At 72.5% G+C, this 16221-nt stretch carries 13 protein-coding genes; 9 read left to right on the top strand and 4 right to left on the bottom strand.

Annotated features, from left to right (window positions below; translation table 11 throughout):
* Positions 1-13: 13 nt before the first annotated feature.
* Positions 14-760 carry an ectoine/hydroxyectoine ABC transporter permease subunit EhuC gene (gene ehuC, locus ACZ7LY_RS13235; protein WP_471624653.1) on the bottom strand — a complete coding sequence of 249 codons (747 nt, stop codon included), beginning with the start codon at positions 758-760 and terminating at the stop codon, positions 14-16.
* Positions 757-1665 (bottom strand): ectoine/hydroxyectoine ABC transporter substrate-binding protein EhuB, encoded by a 909-nt coding sequence (gene ehuB, locus ACZ7LY_RS13230; RefSeq protein ID WP_471624652.1) that lies wholly within the window; start codon positions 1663-1665, stop codon positions 757-759. The genes ehuC and ehuB overlap by 4 nt, the downstream gene beginning before the upstream one ends.
* A gap of 109 nt (positions 1666-1774) precedes the next feature.
* Here ehuB and ACZ7LY_RS13225 point away from each other — a divergent pair, with 109 nt between their 5' ends.
* Positions 1775-2290, top strand: a complete 516-nt coding sequence (locus tag ACZ7LY_RS13225; protein ID WP_471624651.1) for a DUF3830 family protein — start codon at positions 1775-1777, stop codon at positions 2288-2290.
* Between the two features lie 73 nt (positions 2291-2363).
* On the opposite strand, the gene ACZ7LY_RS13220 is transcribed toward ACZ7LY_RS13225, so the two are convergent.
* Positions 2364-3857 carry an MFS transporter gene (locus ACZ7LY_RS13220; RefSeq protein ID WP_471624650.1) on the bottom strand — a complete coding sequence of 498 codons (1494 nt, stop codon included), beginning with the start codon at positions 3855-3857 and terminating at the stop codon, positions 2364-2366.
* 216 nt (positions 3858-4073) lie between these two features.
* Here ACZ7LY_RS13220 and ACZ7LY_RS13215 point away from each other — a divergent pair, with 216 nt between their 5' ends.
* The 5 genes from ACZ7LY_RS13215 (at position 4074) to ACZ7LY_RS13195 (ending at position 10096) form a co-directional block, all read left to right on the top strand.
* Positions 4074-5357, top strand: a complete 1284-nt coding sequence (locus ACZ7LY_RS13215) for an FAD-dependent oxidoreductase (protein ID WP_471624649.1) — start codon at positions 4074-4076, stop codon at positions 5355-5357.
* Positions 5354-6574: a cytochrome P450 gene (locus ACZ7LY_RS13210; RefSeq protein WP_471624648.1), complete on the top strand. Its 1221-nt coding sequence runs from the start codon at positions 5354-5356 to the stop codon at positions 6572-6574. The genes ACZ7LY_RS13215 and ACZ7LY_RS13210 overlap by 4 nt, the downstream gene beginning before the upstream one ends.
* A gap of 65 nt (positions 6575-6639) precedes the next feature.
* A complete protein-coding gene (locus tag ACZ7LY_RS13205) occupies positions 6640-7026 on the top strand; it encodes a YrdB family protein (protein WP_471624647.1) in 387 nt (128 codons plus the stop codon).
* 53 nt (positions 7027-7079) lie between these two features.
* Positions 7080-9008: an HAD-IIIC family phosphatase gene (locus ACZ7LY_RS13200; protein ID WP_471624646.1), complete on the top strand. Its 1929-nt coding sequence runs from the start codon at positions 7080-7082 to the stop codon at positions 9006-9008.
* Positions 9005-10096 (top strand): alkene reductase, encoded by a 1092-nt coding sequence (locus ACZ7LY_RS13195; protein WP_471624645.1) that lies wholly within the window; start codon positions 9005-9007, stop codon positions 10094-10096. Before ACZ7LY_RS13200 ends, ACZ7LY_RS13195 begins: the two co-directional genes overlap by 4 nt.
* 75 nt (positions 10097-10171) lie before the next feature.
* On the opposite strand, the gene ACZ7LY_RS13190 is transcribed toward ACZ7LY_RS13195, so the two are convergent.
* The gene (locus ACZ7LY_RS13190; RefSeq protein ID WP_471624644.1) at positions 10172-10618 is read right to left on the bottom strand and encodes an SRPBCC family protein; all 447 of its coding nucleotides are present in this window, start codon (positions 10616-10618) and stop codon (positions 10172-10174) included.
* A gap of 199 nt (positions 10619-10817) precedes the next feature.
* On the opposite strand from ACZ7LY_RS13190, the gene ACZ7LY_RS13185 reads away from it, so the two are divergent.
* The 3 genes from ACZ7LY_RS13185 to ACZ7LY_RS13175 are packed head-to-tail and all read left to right on the top strand — an operon-like array spanning position 10818 to position 16184.
* A complete protein-coding gene (locus ACZ7LY_RS13185; RefSeq protein WP_471624643.1) occupies positions 10818-12611 on the top strand; it encodes a fatty acyl-AMP ligase in 1794 nt (597 codons plus the stop codon).
* 1 nt (position 12612) lies between these two features.
* Positions 12613-14424, top strand: a complete 1812-nt coding sequence (locus tag ACZ7LY_RS13180; RefSeq protein WP_471624642.1) for an acyl-CoA dehydrogenase family protein — start codon at positions 12613-12615, stop codon at positions 14422-14424.
* A complete protein-coding gene (locus ACZ7LY_RS13175) occupies positions 14418-16184 on the top strand; it encodes an acyl-CoA dehydrogenase (RefSeq protein ID WP_471624641.1) in 1767 nt (588 codons plus the stop codon). Before ACZ7LY_RS13180 ends, ACZ7LY_RS13175 begins: the two co-directional genes overlap by 7 nt.
* The last annotated feature ends 37 nt before the right edge of the window (positions 16185-16221 follow it).

Raw genomic sequence — 16221 nt, 5'->3', positions numbered from 1 at the left:
GCGGCAGTGGTGATCACGCGGAACCACCTCCGGGGTGGGACGCGACGGGCGCGGCCTCCGGTGTGCGACGGATGTTCAGCTTGCCCATGAGTCCCGCTCCCGGCGCGGGCTTCTGCCCGATGCCCGCCTTGGCCTTGCGCTCCACGGCCCGCATGACGCGGGTCAGCAGGAAGGCGATGACGAAGTAGATGACGAGCGTCAGCGAGTAGATCTCCGCGCTCTCGGTCGTGGCGAGGCGCACCAGGTTGGCGGCGAACGACACGTCACCGATGCCGAGCAGCGACACGAGGGCGGTGCCCTTGAGCAGCTCGATCAGCAGGTTGGAGAACGGCGGGATCATCTCCGGCACGGCCTGCGGCAGCACGATCAGCCGCATCCGCTGCCAGGGCGTGAAGCTCAGCGCGACCCCCGCCTCGCGCTGCGCGGGCGCCACCGCGTTCAGGGCGCCGCGCACGATCTCCGCGCCGTACGCGCCGTAGGACAGGCCGAGCGCGAGGACGGCCGCCCACATCGGGACCAGCGACCAGCCCGCGAGCTGCGGCAGCACGAAGAAGATCCAGAACATCAGCACCAGCGCCGACGTGCCCCGGAAGATCTCCGTATAGGCGCCGGCGAGGAACCGTACGATCCACAGCCGGTGCGTGCGGGCCATGCCGGCGCCGAAGGCGACCACGGCGGCGAGCGCGGCGCTGTACACGGTCAGCTGGACCGTGACCCATATGCCGGGCAGTACCCAGTGTTCCCACAGTCCGGAGGTCATTGTGCGCACAGCTCCTTGGCGGTCAGCGTCGTCATCTCCGCCTTGGTGAAGCCGAACGGCGCGAGGATCCGGAAGAGTTCGCCGCTCTTCTTCATCTTGTGGATCTCGGCGTTGAAGGCGTCCCGCAGCGTCGTGTCCGTGGGCCGGAAGGTGAAGCCGCCGCCGTCGACGTGCTTCTTGCCGCCGACCGTCGGGGCGAACGGCTCGGTGTGCTCCGCCTTGCGGCTGTGCTTGGTGACCTCGCGCGTGGTCAGGGCGGTGCCGGCGAACACGTCGATGCGGCCCGCCTCCACGGCGTTGAGCCCGGCGACCTGGTCCTGGAGGATCACGATGTCCGACTCCTTGTAGCCGGCCTCCACGGCGTACTGGATCTCCGCGTATCCCGTGCCGGTGCCGAGCTTGGCCTTGGCCTTCACGCAGTCGGCGTAGTCGTGCAGGTTCTTCGGGTTGCCCTTGCGGACGATGAAGGAGTCGAGCATCTGGTACTCGGGGTCCGCGAAGATGACCTGCTGGCAGCGGTCCTTGTTGATGTACATCCCGGCCGACACCACGTCGAACTGCTGGGTGTTGAGGCCGGGGATCAGGGAGGCGAAGTCGGTGGCGACGGGCTGAACATGGCCGACACCGAGCCGTTTGAAGATGACCTTGGCCAGCTCCACCGCCTCGCCGGTGAACTTCCCCGAGTCGTCGATGTACCCGTACGGGACCTCGCCCGCGATGCCGAGCCGGACCGTCCCCTGACCCTTGAGCCGGGCGAGCGTGTCCCCGTTCGGAACCCGGCTGCAGCCCGCTGTGCCAAGGGCGCCGAGCGCCCCGAGCGCCCCCGCTCCGGCGAGCAGCGAACGTCTGCGCAGCAGGCGTGGTCTTCCTGTCTCGTTCGTCGGTATCTCAGTTGGTGGAGCCATGGGCGCGCGGCTACCCGGCTCGACACGACCTATGCCGGTCAATTCCCGCCGACGACACGGGAGATGCGGTCTTGACCGCGAGGGGTGGATGAGGTCGACCATGGGACGTATGGCTGCGAACCAGGACCGGTACATCGAAGTCTCCCTGGCCAAAAGGGGAGTTTCCTGTACGGCGAAACTGCTCGACGACCGTGCGCCGCTGACCTGTGCGGCGGTGTGGGACGCGCTGCCGCTCGGCTCCGACGTCTACCACGCCAAATACGCCCGTAACGAGATCTACGCCCTCTTCCCGGCGTTCGCGGCGCAGGAGCCGCCGCTGGAGAATCCGACCGTCACGCCCATCCCGGGCGATCTGTGCTACTTCTCCTTCAACGGGACGCAGTTGGGGTCCCAGGCGTACGGCTACGGCACGGCCGGCGGGAGCGGGATGCGGGCCGGGGCGAGCGTGGTGGACCTCGCGCTGTTCTACGAGCGCAACAACCTGCTGATGAACGGAGACGTGGGGTGGGTCCCGGGGATCGTGTGGGGGCAGGTCGTGGAGGGCCTCGACGCGATGGCCGAGGCGTGCCAGGACCTGTGGCGGCACGGCGCGACCGACGAGTCCCTGACCTTCGCCCGCGCCTGACCCGGGCACACCGGGTACACCGGGCACGCCGAAGGGCCCGGCGCGAGGCCGGGCCCAACGGATGCGGGGTGGGTCAGGAGACGTGTTCCGGCGCGGGGGCCGGGGCCGGAGCCGGGACCGCCGCGGGGGCCGGGGCCTCCGCCGCGGGCGCCTGGGCGGGGCGGCGGAAGCCGAAGAGGCCGTTGAGGACGGACAGGGCCAGGAAGGCGAAGAGGACGAGGAACGCCGCCTGGAGCCCGTGCACCAGCGCCACGTTCGGGCTCGCGCCGTGGGTGAGCTGGGACGCCGTGCGGTTGTTGAGGACGGTGACGGCCACGGCGATGCCGAACGCGGCGCCGATCTGCGTGGAGGCGTTGAGCAGCGCGGACGTCGTACCGGCGTCCTCGTCCGTCGCCTCGGAGGTGCCGACGACCGGCGTCGGGATGAGGCAGCACACGAGGCCGATGCCGAACAGGGCGGTGACGGGGAGCAGGAAGCTCCAGTAGCCGCTGTGCACGGGCATCCGCGTCAGCATGAAGACGCAGCCCGCGAGCGAGACCGTACCGAGGAGGTACATCGAGCGGGGGCCGGTCTTGCCGATGACCTGGGAGGCGACCGGCGCCAGGGTCATCAGGGCGATGCTGACGGGGAGGTAGGCGAGACCGGTCTGGAGGGGGCTGTAGCCGAGGACGCCCTGCATCCACAGCGGGAGCAGGAAGAAGATCGGCATCATCATCGCGGCGGTGAGGAACTCGCCGAGGCTGCCCGCGACCACGGACCGCGAGCGGAACAGGCGCAGCGGCACGAGCGGCGCCGCGCTGCGCTGCTCGACGAGGACGAAGGCGACGAGCAGGGCGACGGCGACGACGAGGGAGCCGTAGGTGCGCCAGTCGCCCCAGCCGTGATCGCTGCTGGTCACGATGCCGTAGACGAGCAGGAGCAGGCCGCCGGTGGCGGTGGCGGCGCCGGCGAGGTCCTTGGGCGGGCGGCTGCCGGAGGGCCGGGGCAGCTTGATCAGGGAGAGGGCGCCCGCGCCGATGAGCAGGCCGACGGGCACGTTGATCCAGAACGCCCACCGCCAGTCGGCGTTGACGATCGCGCCGCCGAGGATCGTGCCGATGCTCGCGCCGATGCCGATGACCGCGCCCCACACGCCGAACGCCTTGGCGCGTTCCTTCGGGTCGGGGAAGACGGTGACGAGGATGGACAGGGAGGCCGGGGAGAGCGCGGCGGCGCCGATGCCCTGGAGGGCGCGGGCGGTGAGCAGGGCGCTCTCGGAGTCGGCGAGGCCCGCGCCCAGGGAGGCGAGGGTGAACAGGGCCAGGCCGGCCATGAAGACGATCCGGCGTCCGACGACGTCGGCGAGGCGGCCGCCGAGCAGCAGCAGCCCGCCGAACAGCAGGACGTAGATGTTCATGACCCACTGCAGGCCGGTCGTGGACAGGCCGATGGCTTCCTTCAGCCTCGGGCCCATCACGTTGACCACGGACGAGTCGATGGCGATGACGAACTGCGCCAGTGAGATGACTCCGAGCACCCACCAGCGCCGGGGGTCCGGCGGGGCGGTGGCGGCCGAGTCGGTGTTCATGAGGTCTCCTCGCAAGCCTGGCCGGGGAGCCGGCGGCGACTAGATACAGGCTGACTACTGGGGGGTGGTAGGCCGTTGCTGTACGTACGTCCGTGCAGGCTGCACCCGGCCGCTTGTGCCGCGCTGAAGCGGGTGCCGCGGCGCCGGGTGCAAGGCGTTCTTTAGGCCACGGGGGCACCGTGCGGTGGCAGGAATCGGCAGCAGGAAGGGGAAGCCATGACTGCGGCACTGTCCGCGCAGGTGTGTGTCGTCGGGGGCGGGCCCGCCGGCCTGACGCTCGCCCTGGAACTGGCCAGGCGCGGTGTCGAGGTCGTGGTGGTCGAGCAGAGCGCCCGCTTCGACCGCTCGTTCCGCGGCGAGTCCATCTCACCCGACTCGGTGTGGCTGCTGAAGCGGCTCGGCATCCTCGACAAGGTCGCGGACCAGACGCTGGTGACGCGCCGGATGGAGATCACCGACGCCGGGCACACCGTGCTCTCCGCGGACTTCTCGGTGTTCGACCAGCCGTGCCCGTACCCGATGGAGCTGCCGCAGCCGCCGCTCCTCGAGGCGCTGGCGGAGGCGGGCGCCGGGCTCGGCACGTTCCGCATGCTGCGCCGGACGAAGGCGGTGCGGCTGCTGACCGAGGGCAACCGGGTCACCGGCGTCGGCGCGCAGCTCCCGGACGGGCCGGTCGAGATCAGGGCGGCGCTGACGGTGGCCGCGGACGGCCGGTTCAGCAAGGTCCGTGAGATGGCCGGGATCAACTACACGAAGATCCCGCTGGAGCGTGACTTCGTCTGGTTCAAGGCGCCGATGCCGAAGGAGTGGGACCTGCACACCTACCGGGTGCGGATCCTCGGCGACCGGCACGGCCTGTTCATCCCGACCGTGCCCGACCTCGTACGCATCGGGTTCAACATCCCGAAGGGCGGGCTGCGGGAGCTGCGCGCCCAGGGCATCGGGGCGCTGCACGCGCGGATCGACGCGCTGGCGCCGCAGGCCGGGCCCGGGGTGCGCGAGCACGTGACGAGCTGGTCGGACACGTCGATGCTGGACATCTTCACGACGGTCGTGCCGCAGTGGTGGCGGCCGGGCGTGGCCCTGATCGGGGACGCCGCGCACACGCTGACGCCGGTCCTCGGGCAGGGCGTCAACCACGCGATCATCGACGCGGTGACGCTGGCGCCGCTGGTGGCGCGGGCGCTGGCCGCGGGCGGTGCGACGGGGACGCGGCTGGATCAGGCGTGCGCCGCGTTCCAGAGCGCGCGGCAGGAGTCGGTGGCGACGGCGCGCGGGCTGCAACTGCGCCAGGAGAAGGCGTTCGCGCTGTCCTCGCCGCTGGCGGCGGCGGCGCGCAGGACCGCGTACCGGACGGTGTCGGCGAGCGATCTGCTCAAGCGCCGCATCCTGTCGGGCGTCTACTACCAGCTCCAGCAGGCGGTACGCGACGGCCGTACCCGCCTGGACCTCGCCGACCGTACGGCCGTACCCACGCACACCGGAGGACAGCAGCGATGACCGAGCAGTTGGAGCAGCCGGCGGTGGCCGACGACGTCCTCGGCTACCCCTTCGTACGGGAGTCGGCGCTCGAGCCGTGCCCGCACTACGCGCGGCTGCGGGCGACCTCGCCCGTGCAGCGGGTGCGGATGCCGAGCGGCGACCTCGCGTATCTGGTGACGGGGTACGAGGACGTACGGACGGTGCTGTCGGACGCGCGGTTCAGCCGGGCGGCGACGACCCGGCCGGACGCGCCGCGCATGGGCAAGGCGACGCAGAACTTCCGCAGCCTGCTCAACATGGACGCGCCGGAGCACACGCGGGTGCGCAAGCTGGTGTCGCGGGAGTTCACCGCGCGCCGGGTCAACGAGCTGCGGCCGCGCATCCAGGCGCACACGGACGCGTTCCTCGACGCGATGGAGGAGTCCGGGTCGCCCGCGGACCTGATCCCGGCGCTGGCGTTCCCGCTGCCGGTGACGATGATCTGCGAGCTGCTCGGGGTGCCGTTCGAGGACCGGGAGAAGTTCGGGGCGTGGTCGGCGGCGTTCCTCGCCACGGCGTCGCTGCCGGCGGAGGAGGTGCTGGCGGCGCAGGTGGCGCTGCGCGACTATCTCGCCGAGCAGGTGGCCCGCAAGCGGGCGGCGCCGGGCACGGACCTGCTGTCGGCGCTGGTGTCGATCCACGACACGGACGAAGGGCGCCTGGACGAGCAGGAGTTGATCTTCCTGGGGATCTCGCTGCTCGTCGCGGGCCACGAGACGACCGTCAACCAGATAGGCAACAGCGTCCTCGCGCTGCTCACGCATCCCGAGGAGCTGGCGGCGGTGCGCGCGGACCCGGAGCGGATCGGGCGGGCGACCGAGGAGCTGCTGCGGATGTATCCGCCGGGCGACGAGGCGCTGCTGCGGATCGCCCTGGAGGACGTCGAGCTGAGCGGCACGCTCGTGCCCGCGGGCAGCGCGGTGCTGCCGTCGCTGGGCTCGGCGAACCGGGACGCCTGCCAGTTCGCGGGCGCCGACACGCTGGACATCGACCGGGCCGTCAACCCCCATCTGACGTTCGGTCAGGGCACGCACTACTGCCTGGGATCGGGCCTGGCCCGCGCCGAGTTGCAGATCGCGGTCGGCACGCTGCTGCGGCGCTTTCCCACGCTGCGGCTCGCCGTGGACGTGCGTGAGCTGCCGCGGCCGGAGGGAAGGCTGGTGCACGGGGTGTCCAGTCTGCCGGTCGCCTGGTGAGCGGCGCCGCCGTCACCCCCCACATGTGCGTCTGACGGCGCACCCGAGAAGAGAGCAGGAAGCGGATGACCACGACCACAGGACTCGGATACCACCCGGCGATGCTCGGACTCAGGTTCGTGCTCGAAGTGACGGCACTCGTCTGCTTCGGGTACTGGGCGTGGAAGGTGAGCCCGGGCGCGCTGCGGTACGTCCTGGTGGTCGCGGTACCGCTCCTGGTGGCCGTCGCCTGGGGCGTGTTCGCCACGCCCGGTGACGAGTCGCGCAGCGGCGACGCGGTCGTCGCCACGGCGGGAGGTCTGCGGCTCCTCCTCGAACTCGCCGTGTTCTTCGGCGGCGCCGCCGCGCTGTACGCGGCCGGCGCCCACATCCCGGCCGTGGTGCTCACCGCGGTCCTCATCGCCTACCACGCCGCGTCCCTCGACCGGATCGCCTGGCTGCTGCGTCACTGAGTGACGCGGTGGTGCGGGGCGGCGCCGGTCCGCGCTGACAGGAGAAGACAGACGTGACCCAAGCAGTGACGACCGACGAGGCGATACGCCTCGGGCCGCTGGAGCGGCTGCGGGCGCTGCACCAGGAGGACCGGATCGCCGAGGAGTACCCGGCGATCGCCCCGCTCCTCGCGGAGCTGTCCCTGCCCGACCCGGACTTCGCGGCGCTGGCCCGGGCGGGCCGGCTGCTCGCCAAGGTCGCCCCGGAGGCGATCGCCGCACACCACCCGGGGGCGGCGGCGCTGACGGTCGCGGTCACCGGGCACGGCATGCTGGACGCGCTGGGCCCGGCGCTGACCGCGCAGTGCGCCCGGCACGGCATGCCGCTGCGGTACGGGGAGCCGGAGTACGACGCGTGGCTGCGCGACCTGAGCGACACGGGCAGCGCCCTGTACGCGCCGGGCACCGACCTGGCGCTGTGCGTCCTGGACGACCGGATCGTCTTCGACGAGCTGCCGGTGCCGTGGACGGCGGCGGACGCGGGCGCTGCCCTCGACGCCAAGCTGCGACAGCTCACGGCGCTCGTCGCGCAGTACGGCGAGCACGGCCCGGGGACGCTGGTCCTCAACACCCTGCCGCTGCTCGGCACGCATCTGCGCCGTCTGGTCGACCACGCGAGCCGCGCCGAACTGTCGGCGCGCTGGCGGGAGTTCAACGCGGGCCTGCTGCGGCTCACGGCGGACCATCCGCGGCTGCACGTGGTGGACATGGACGTGCTGGTCGCCGAGTCGGGCCCGGTGCGGGACACGCGGCTCGCCACGTACGCGAAGGTGCATCTGGGCGAGGACGTCCTCGGCCGGTACGCCCGCGAGGTCGCCCATCTGGCCAGGGGGCTGCGCGGGCGCGCCAAGAAGGTGCTGGTCGTGGACCTCGACAACACGCTGTGGGACGGCATCCTCGGCGACGACGGCCCGGACGGCATCGCGGCGGCGACGACCTACCGGGGCGAGGCCTTCGGCGCGTTCCAGAAGGCGGTCAAGCAGATCGGCGCGCAGGGCGTCCTCCTCGCGGTCAGCAGCAAGAACGACCAGGAGCCGGTGCTCGGGGTGCTGCGCGACCACCCGGACATGGTGCTGCGCGAGGCGGACTTCGCCCGGGTGAACGCGAACTGGGACCCCAAGGACGGCAACCTGCGGGACATCGCGGCCCGCCTGAACCTGGGCGTGGACAGCTTCGTCTTCGCGGACGACTCGCCGTTCGAGTGCGGGCTCGTCGCGTCGTCGCTGCCGGACGTGGCGGTCGTGCGGCTCGACGAGGAGCCGGCGCTGCACGTGGACCGGCTGCTCGCGGACGGCTGGTTCGACGTACGGGCGCTGACGGCGGAGGACCGGCTGCGGGCGGCGCAGTACCGCTCGGAGGCCGACCGGCAGGACCTCCAGGAGTCGTCGGGCTCGATGGAGGAGTATCTGCGGGCGCTCGACATCCGCCTTGAGGTGTCGCGGGTACGGGACCACGAGGTGGCCCGCGTCGCGCAGATCACGCAGCGCACCAACCAGTTCAACCTGACGACGCTGCGCATGCAGGAGGCGGAGGTCCGCGAGCGGCGGGCGGACCCGGACCACCTGGTGCTGACCGTGCGGGCCCGCGACCGGTTCGGCGACAACGGCGTCGTCGGCGCGGTCTTCGCGCACCGCGAGGGCGACGAACTCCACCTGGACAACATGCTGTTGAGCTGCCGCGTCTTCGCCCGGGGCATCGAGCAGGCGACGGTGTCCACGCTCCTCGCGCACGCCCGCGACACCGGCGCGGCCCGGGTGCGGGCCCGCTACCGGCCCACGGCGAAGAACCACCGGGTGCGCGGCTTCTACCCCTCACTCGGCTTCACCACGACCGCCGAACTCGACGGCGGGGAGCTGGAGTTCGCGCACGGCCTGAACGACATCGCGGCGGTGCCGGGGCATCTGGCGCTCACCGTGGACCTGGGAGCGGGGCAGCCGACATGACCTCTTTGTTCGACCGCACGACGGTGGCGGGCATGTCCCTGCCGAACCGGATCGCCATGGCGCCGATGAACCGGGGCCGCGTCGACGACGAGGGCGTGCCGAGCCCCCTGATGGCGACGTACTACGCGCAGCGGGCCTCGGCGGGCCTGCTGATCGCGGACTCCTCGTACCCGGCGCCGCTCGGCCGTGGCTACCGGATGCCGGGCATGTGCACGCCCGACCACGTCGAGGGCTGGCGGCGGGTGACGCGGGCCGTGCACGACAACGGCGGCCGGATCTTCGTGCAGTTGCAGCACGCGGGACGCATCAGCCACCCCGACCTCCTCGACGGGCAGCTCCCGATCGCGCCGTCCGCGGTGCGACCGCCGGACGCGGTCCTGGAGTACGAGGGCAAGAAGCCGTTCGAGGTGCCGCGGGCGCTGACCACCGAGGGCGTCGAGGAGGTCGTGCGCGAGTACGCGGCGGCGGCCCGGCGGGCGGTGCTCGCGGGCGCCGACGGCATCGAACTCCAGGGCGCCAACGGCTACTTGCTGCACCAGTTCATGGGCGTCAACACGAACCTGCGCGACGACCGGTACGGCGGTTCGCCGGCCGGGCGGGCCCGGATGGCGGTGGAGACGGCGACGGCGTGCGCGCGCACGGTCGGCGCGCACCGCGTCGGCATCCGCCTGTCCCCCGGCAACATCTTCAACGACATGGACGAGGGCGACACCACCGCGCTGTACGAGGCGCTGGTGCCGGCGCTGGCCCGGCTCGGGCTCGCGTACGTGCACGTCGTGGAGAACGGGGAGCGGGAGTTCACCCGGCTCGTGCGCAAGCTGTGGCCGTACACGCTGATCGTCAGCCCCCGGCACGGGCCGATGGTGCATCCGGTGACGGGGTGCTTCGCGGAGCCGGTCGGGCTCGACGCGGCGCGTGAGGTCCTTGACGAGCAGCTCGCCGACCTGGTGGCGTTCGGCCGGCACTTCATCGCCAACCCCGATCTGCCGCGCAGGCTCGCCGAGGGCGCGCCGCTGAACACGCTGGACCCGGCGACCCTCTACCCCGGTCACGCGGCCGGCTACACGGACTATCCCGCGCTGCCCTGAACCACGCGGCACGGTCCGCGTCCCGCGCTCCTGGCGCCCGCCCTCCCTCGGGGCGGGCGTCAGGCCGTTTCCGGCTCAGGCGCTTTTCCAGGCGCCGGACTCGACGCGGGTGCGCAGGGCCTCGTTGAGGTCGATGAAGCGGCCCACGGACTCCTTGACGACCTTCTGCGTGAAGGGGACGAGGAGGCCCGCGAAGGTCTCCGACTGGACGAGCAGCGTGCCGCCCTCGGGCCGCGGCGCCAGCTCGAACAGGTGCTCGCCGTCGAAGATGCCGGGCAGCCACAGCCGCCCGCGCCAGCGCAGTTCACGGCCGGGCTCGGCGACGGCGACGGTCGGCTGGATCCGCATGTGCCGGCCACTGGCCTGCCGGAACGTCAGGTCGAGCCGCTCACCGGGGGCCGCCTTGCCGGCCGCCGCGACGATGAAGGGGTTCCACTCGGGGAAGCGCGCGAAGTCGGTGAGCACCGCCCACACGTCGTCGGGCGACGCGTCGATGACGACCTCGGTTGAGATACGGCGCACCAGCAGGTCTCCTTCCGCTGCCCCGCGACGGGTCGCCGCTGACACGGGCGCCGCTCACGCTATCCGCTTCGCGGTCCCCGCCCCAGGACGTCTCGGTATCGCACAAGCGTCGCCTTAGGGGCCCGGCGGAGCATCGCCGTAGTCCAAGCAGCCTCGCCGGCGCAACGCCAGCGGATCGTGGAGAGGTCAGGGAACGACGTTGACAGCCTTCCGCACATTCACGGAACTGGTACTGGCGCGCACCGACGCGCTCGGCTCCAAGGACGCCTTCATCTTCCTGCCCGACGACGCCAAGGGGTCGGGCCCGCAGCATCTGACGTACAGCGCGCTCGACGCGGAGGCCCGCCGGATCGGCTCGTGGCTCCAGGCCAACGGGGCGAGCGGGCGCCAGGTGCTCCTGCTGTACCCCTCGGGCCTGGAGTTCATCAAGGCGTTCGTGGGCTGCCTGTACGCGGGTGCCGTGGCGGTGCCCGCGCCGCTGCCCACCGAGCAGGGCAACCACTTCACCCGCGTCTCGGGCATCCTGCGGGACGCGCAGGCCCGCGCCGTCCTCACCGACTCGGGCAACGCGCCGGAGATATCCGCGTGGCTGCGCACCGAGCAGATGGACGACGTGCTGTGCCTGGCCACCGACGCGGACGGCTACGGCGACGCGGGCGCGTGGACGGCGCCGGAGCTGACGGGTGACGATCTCGCGTTCCTCCAGTACACCTCGGGCTCGACCAGCGACCCCAAGGGCGTCATGGTCAGCCACGCCAACCTGCTCGCCAACGAGCTGGCCATCCAGCACTCGGTCGGCTCCAACTCGGAGACCCGGTACGGTGGTTGGCTGCCCTTCTACCACGACATGGGCCTGATCGGGCACATCCTCCAGCCGCTGTTCCTCGGCGGCAGCGCGGCCCTGATGTCGCCGGTGTCCTTCCTCAAGCGCCCGCACCGCTGGCTCCAGATGATCGGCGACTACAAGGTCACCATCGGCGGCGGCCCCAACTTCGCGTACGACCTGTGCCTGCGCCGCGTCACCGACGAGCAGCTCGCGACGCTGGACCTGTCGAGCTGGCAGGCCGCCTGCAACGGCGCCGAGCCGATCCGCGTCGAGACGATCCGCGCGTTCACCGAGCGCTTCGCCCCGGCCGGCTTCCGCCCCGAGACGTTCTTCCCCTGCTACGGGATGGCCGAGACGACCCTGCTGGTCTCCGGCACCCCGCGCGGTACGCGCCCGGTGGTCCTCTCCGTGGACTCCGAGGCACTGGAGTCGGGCCGGCTCGCCGACCCGCGCGAGCAGGCGCCGAGCCGCACCCTGGTCAGCAGCGGTGTCGTCCAGGCGGAGGACTTCGACGTACGGATCGTGGACACCGGCACGTTCCAGGAGCAGCCGGAGGGCTCGGTCGGCGAGATCTGGGTCAAGGGCCCCTCGGTGGCCACCGGTTACTGGCAGCGGCCGCTGACCAACAAGGAGATCTTCGACGCGGCCATCGCGGACGGCGCGGGCGGCCAGGACGCGGGCGGCTGGCTGCGCACCGGCGACCTCGGCGTCTGGGAGGACGGGCAGCTCTACGTCACCGGCCGGCTCAAGGAGCTGATCATTTTCGCCGGGCGCAACCTGTACCCGCAGGACATCGAGCGGGCCGTGCAGGGCACCGACAAGTCGCTGGGCATCGGCGCGGGCTCGGTGTTCGCGGTGGAGACGGCGGAGCGCGAGCACCTCGTCGTCGTGCAGGAGGTGCGCACCAGCTCGGTCGCCACCGACCTGCGTACGCTCGCCACGGGCGTGCAGGCGTTCATCGGGCGGGAGTTCAACATCCCGGCGGGCAACGTGCTGCTGGTGCGGCCGGGCACGATCCGCAAGACGACCAGCGGCAAGATCCAGCGCACGCTGATGAAGCAGCTCTTCCTCAAGGGGCAGATCACCCCGCTCTACGAGGTCCTGGAGCCGGCCGTGCGCGAGCTGGTCGCCGACGCGATCGACCGCCCGCTGGACACGGTGGCCTGACATGGACCATCCGCCGTACCGGCTGGCCGAGGACCTGGACCGCTTCCTCGGCGACCCCGACGACCCCGAGGTCACGTTCAGTCACGCGCGGACCGTCGCGCTCGACGACGCGGAGGAGTTCCCCGGCGACATCTGCCAGGAGCTCCAGGAGTGGGGGCTCAGCGACTACTACGTGCCGGCCGAGCACGGCGGCCGGCTCACCGACTACGAGCAGTTGCTCCAGCTCATCCGGGCGGTGGCCCGGCGCGACCTGACGACCGCGATCGGCCACGGCAAGACGTACCTGGGCGGTGTCTGCGTCTGGGTCGCGGGCACCCCCGAGCAGGCGCGGCGGCTCGGCGCGGACATCCGCGCCGGGGTGCCCGTCTCCCTCGGCCTGACCGAGCGGGCGCACGGCAGCGACCTGCTGGCGGGCGAGGTGCGCGGCGAGCTGAGCGAGCGGCTGCCGGACGGGGCGCGCCTGGTCAGCGGCGAGAAGTGGCTCATCAACAACGCCACCCGCGGCTCCCTGCTCGCCCTGCTGACCCGCACCGACCCGGCGGGCGGCCCGCGCGGCTTCAGCGTCCTGCTCGTCGACAAGAGGGAGCTGGACGAGGGCACGTACCGGCATCTGCCGAAGGTGCGCACGCACGGCATCCGGGGCGCCGACATCTCCGGCATCGCCTTCGACGGCGCGAAGGTACCGGCGCACGCGCTGGTCGGCGCCGAGGGCGGGGGCGTGGAGACCGTCATCAAGGCGCTCCAGCTCACCCGCACGATGTGCGCGGCGCTGTCCCTCGGCGCGGGCGACCACGGGCTGCGCATCGCCCTGGACTTCGCCGAGGAACGCGAGCTGTACGGGCGCCGGCTGATCGATCTGCCGAAGGCGCGGCGCACGCTGGGCGAGGCGGCGGCGGACGTGCTGCTGCACGAGGCGCTGGCGCTGTACGCGTCGCGGGCCGTGCACACGCAGACCGCCGAGATGAGCGTGACGGCGGCCGTCACCAAGTACCTGCTGCCCACCGGCACCGAGGAGGTGCTGGCCGAGCTGACCCGGCTGCTCGGCGCCCGCGCCTTCCTCAAGGACGTGTGGGCCGAGGGCCGCTTCCAGAAGCTGGAGCGCGACCACCGCATCGTCGGCCTGTTCGACGGCAACACGCTGGTGAACCTCAACTCCCTGGTGAACCAGTTCCGTTCGCTGGTACGCGGCTACCGCCGTGCCACCGGCGACACCGCGGGCGCCGCCGCCGCCTGCGACCTGGCGCTGCCGCTGCCGCCGCTCGACCCGGCGAAGCTGTCGGTCGTCGCCCGGCGCGGCAGCGGTGTCACCGTCGGGCTCGGGGGCGCGGTCGCCGACCTGGAGCGGCGCGCCAGGGAGAACCCGGCGCTCGCCCCGGTCCTCGACGCGGCCCGCAGGCTGCTCGCCGCGACGGACGCCGTGCACGAGGAGATGGCCGGGCAGCAGGACGTGCTGACCGATGTGCCGCCCGCCGCGTTCGACACGGCCCGCCGCTACGCCCTGTGCTACGCGGGCGCCGCCTGCGTCGGCCTGTGGACGGCGAGCGCGGACCGCCTCACCGGCGACCCGGCGGTCGGCGCGCTGTGGCGGGACGGGCTGTGGCTGCACGGCGCGCTGGAGCGGCTGCTCACCCGCATCGACCCCGCCGCCCTCACGGGCGGCGCGCACCACACGTACGAGGAGCTGCTCGCCCAGGTGCGGGCGGCCCGGGCCGGGGGGCGGCTGTTCGCGCTGCTGGATCAGCGCGTGCCGGCCGCGCCCGCCCCCGAGAAGGCCGCCGCGGCGGCCGGCGAGAACGAGAGGACGTCATGCTGACCGGTTCCCCGCCCCACGCGTCGCCCCCGGCGACCGGCACCGACCAGGAGGCCGAGGTCGCCGCGCGGGTGGCCGAGCTGGAACGCCGCCTGGGCGACCCCAACGACCCCGCGAACGAGGTGAGTTACGCGGCGCTGCTCGCCGCCGACGAGGCGGGCGAGATGCCCGCGGCCGGTGAGCGTGTGCTCGACGAGGCGGTCCTGAACGCCGAGTTCGTGCCGCGCGAGCTGGGCGGCCGCCTCGACCGGATCGACTCGCTGGTACGGGTCATGCGGCAGGTGTTCCGCCGGGACGTGGCCCTGGGCCTCGGCTACGGCGTCACCTCCTTCATGGCCGGCGTCAACGTGTGGACGGCCGGCTCGCCCGAGCAGCGCGAGCGCCTCGCCCGCGTCCTGCTCGACGGCGGCAAGGTGTCGGTGGCGTACCACGAGCTGGCGCACGGCAACGACTTCGTGCGCAACGAGTTCGAGGCGCGGCCCGCGCCCGACGGCTCCTTCCTGCTCGCCGGGGAGAAGCAGGTCATCAACAACGCCGACCGGGCCGCCGCCTGGGTGCTGTTCAGCCGCACGAGCCCGGCGCCCGGCAGCCGCAGCCACTCCGTCGTCCTCGCCGAACGCGCGGGCCTCGACACCGGCACCTACGGCGTCCTGCCCCGCTACAGCGCGACCGGCGTACGCGGCTGCCATCTGTCGGGGCTGCGCTTCGAGGACACCCCGCTCGGCGCGGACGCGCTGGTCGGCGAGGTCGGGCAGGGCGTCGAACTGGCCCTGCGCGCCTTCCAGATCACCCGCAGCGCGGTCCCCGGCATGGCGCTGGGCGCGGCGGACACGGCGCTGCGCACGGTCGTGCGGTTCGCGCGCGGCCGGGAGCTGTACCGCAAGTCCGTCATGGACATCCCGCACGCCCGCGCCACCCTGTCCGGCGCCTTCCTCGACCTGCTGACCTGCGACAGCCTCTCCCTGACGGCGACGCGGGCGGTGCATCTGCTGCCCGAGGAGACCAGCGTCTACGCGGCGGCCACCAAGTACCTGGTGCCGAAGATGCTCACGGAGACGATGCACGACCTGTCCATCGTGCTCGGCGCCCGCTTCTACGTCCGCGAGGGCGAGTTCGGCATCTTCCAGAAGCACATCAGGGACCTGCCGGTGCTCTCCCTCGGGCACGCAGGTTCGGCCGCCTGCCAGGCCACGATCATCCCGCAGCTCGCCCGGCTCGCCCGGCGCTCCTGGTTCGCCGGGGACCCGGCGCCCGGCGCGCTGTTCCGGCCGCGCGAGGACCTGCCCGGCATCCCCTTCGAGCGGCTCACCCTGGCCAGCGGCCGGGACAGCCTGTCCGCCTCGCTCGTCGCCGCCGTCGACGAACTGCCCTCGTCCAACCCCGAGGAGCGGGCCGTGCACGCGGTGGCGCTCAAGATGATGGACGAGCTGCGCCAGCTCCAGGAGGCGTCGCTCGCCCTCGCCCCGCAGGACCGCACGGCGCTCGCGTCCCCGGCCACGTTCGCGCTGGCCGACCGGTACGCGGTGCTGCTCGCCGCGGCCTCCGCGATCGGGGTGTGGCAGCAGGCGGCCCGCTCGGGCGACGACGCGTTCCTCGCCGACCCGGCGTGGCTCGCGGCCGTCCTGCACCGGCTCGCCGTCCGCCTCGGGCAGCAGCCGGCCGAGCTGCCCAAGTCCGTCGACGCCCGCGTCCACGACGAGGTGCTGCGCCGCTTCGAAGGGGCCCGCAGCTTCGACCTGTACGACACCCCGCTGGCCGGCTGACCGCGCCCGCTTCCCCGTACGGCACGGTCCGCCCGCG

The sequence above is a fragment of the Streptomyces sp. NPDC107550 genome (assembly GCF_055639095.1).
Note: the sequence above shows the minus strand (reverse complement) of the source record. Positions and strands in the feature narration are given on the sequence as shown.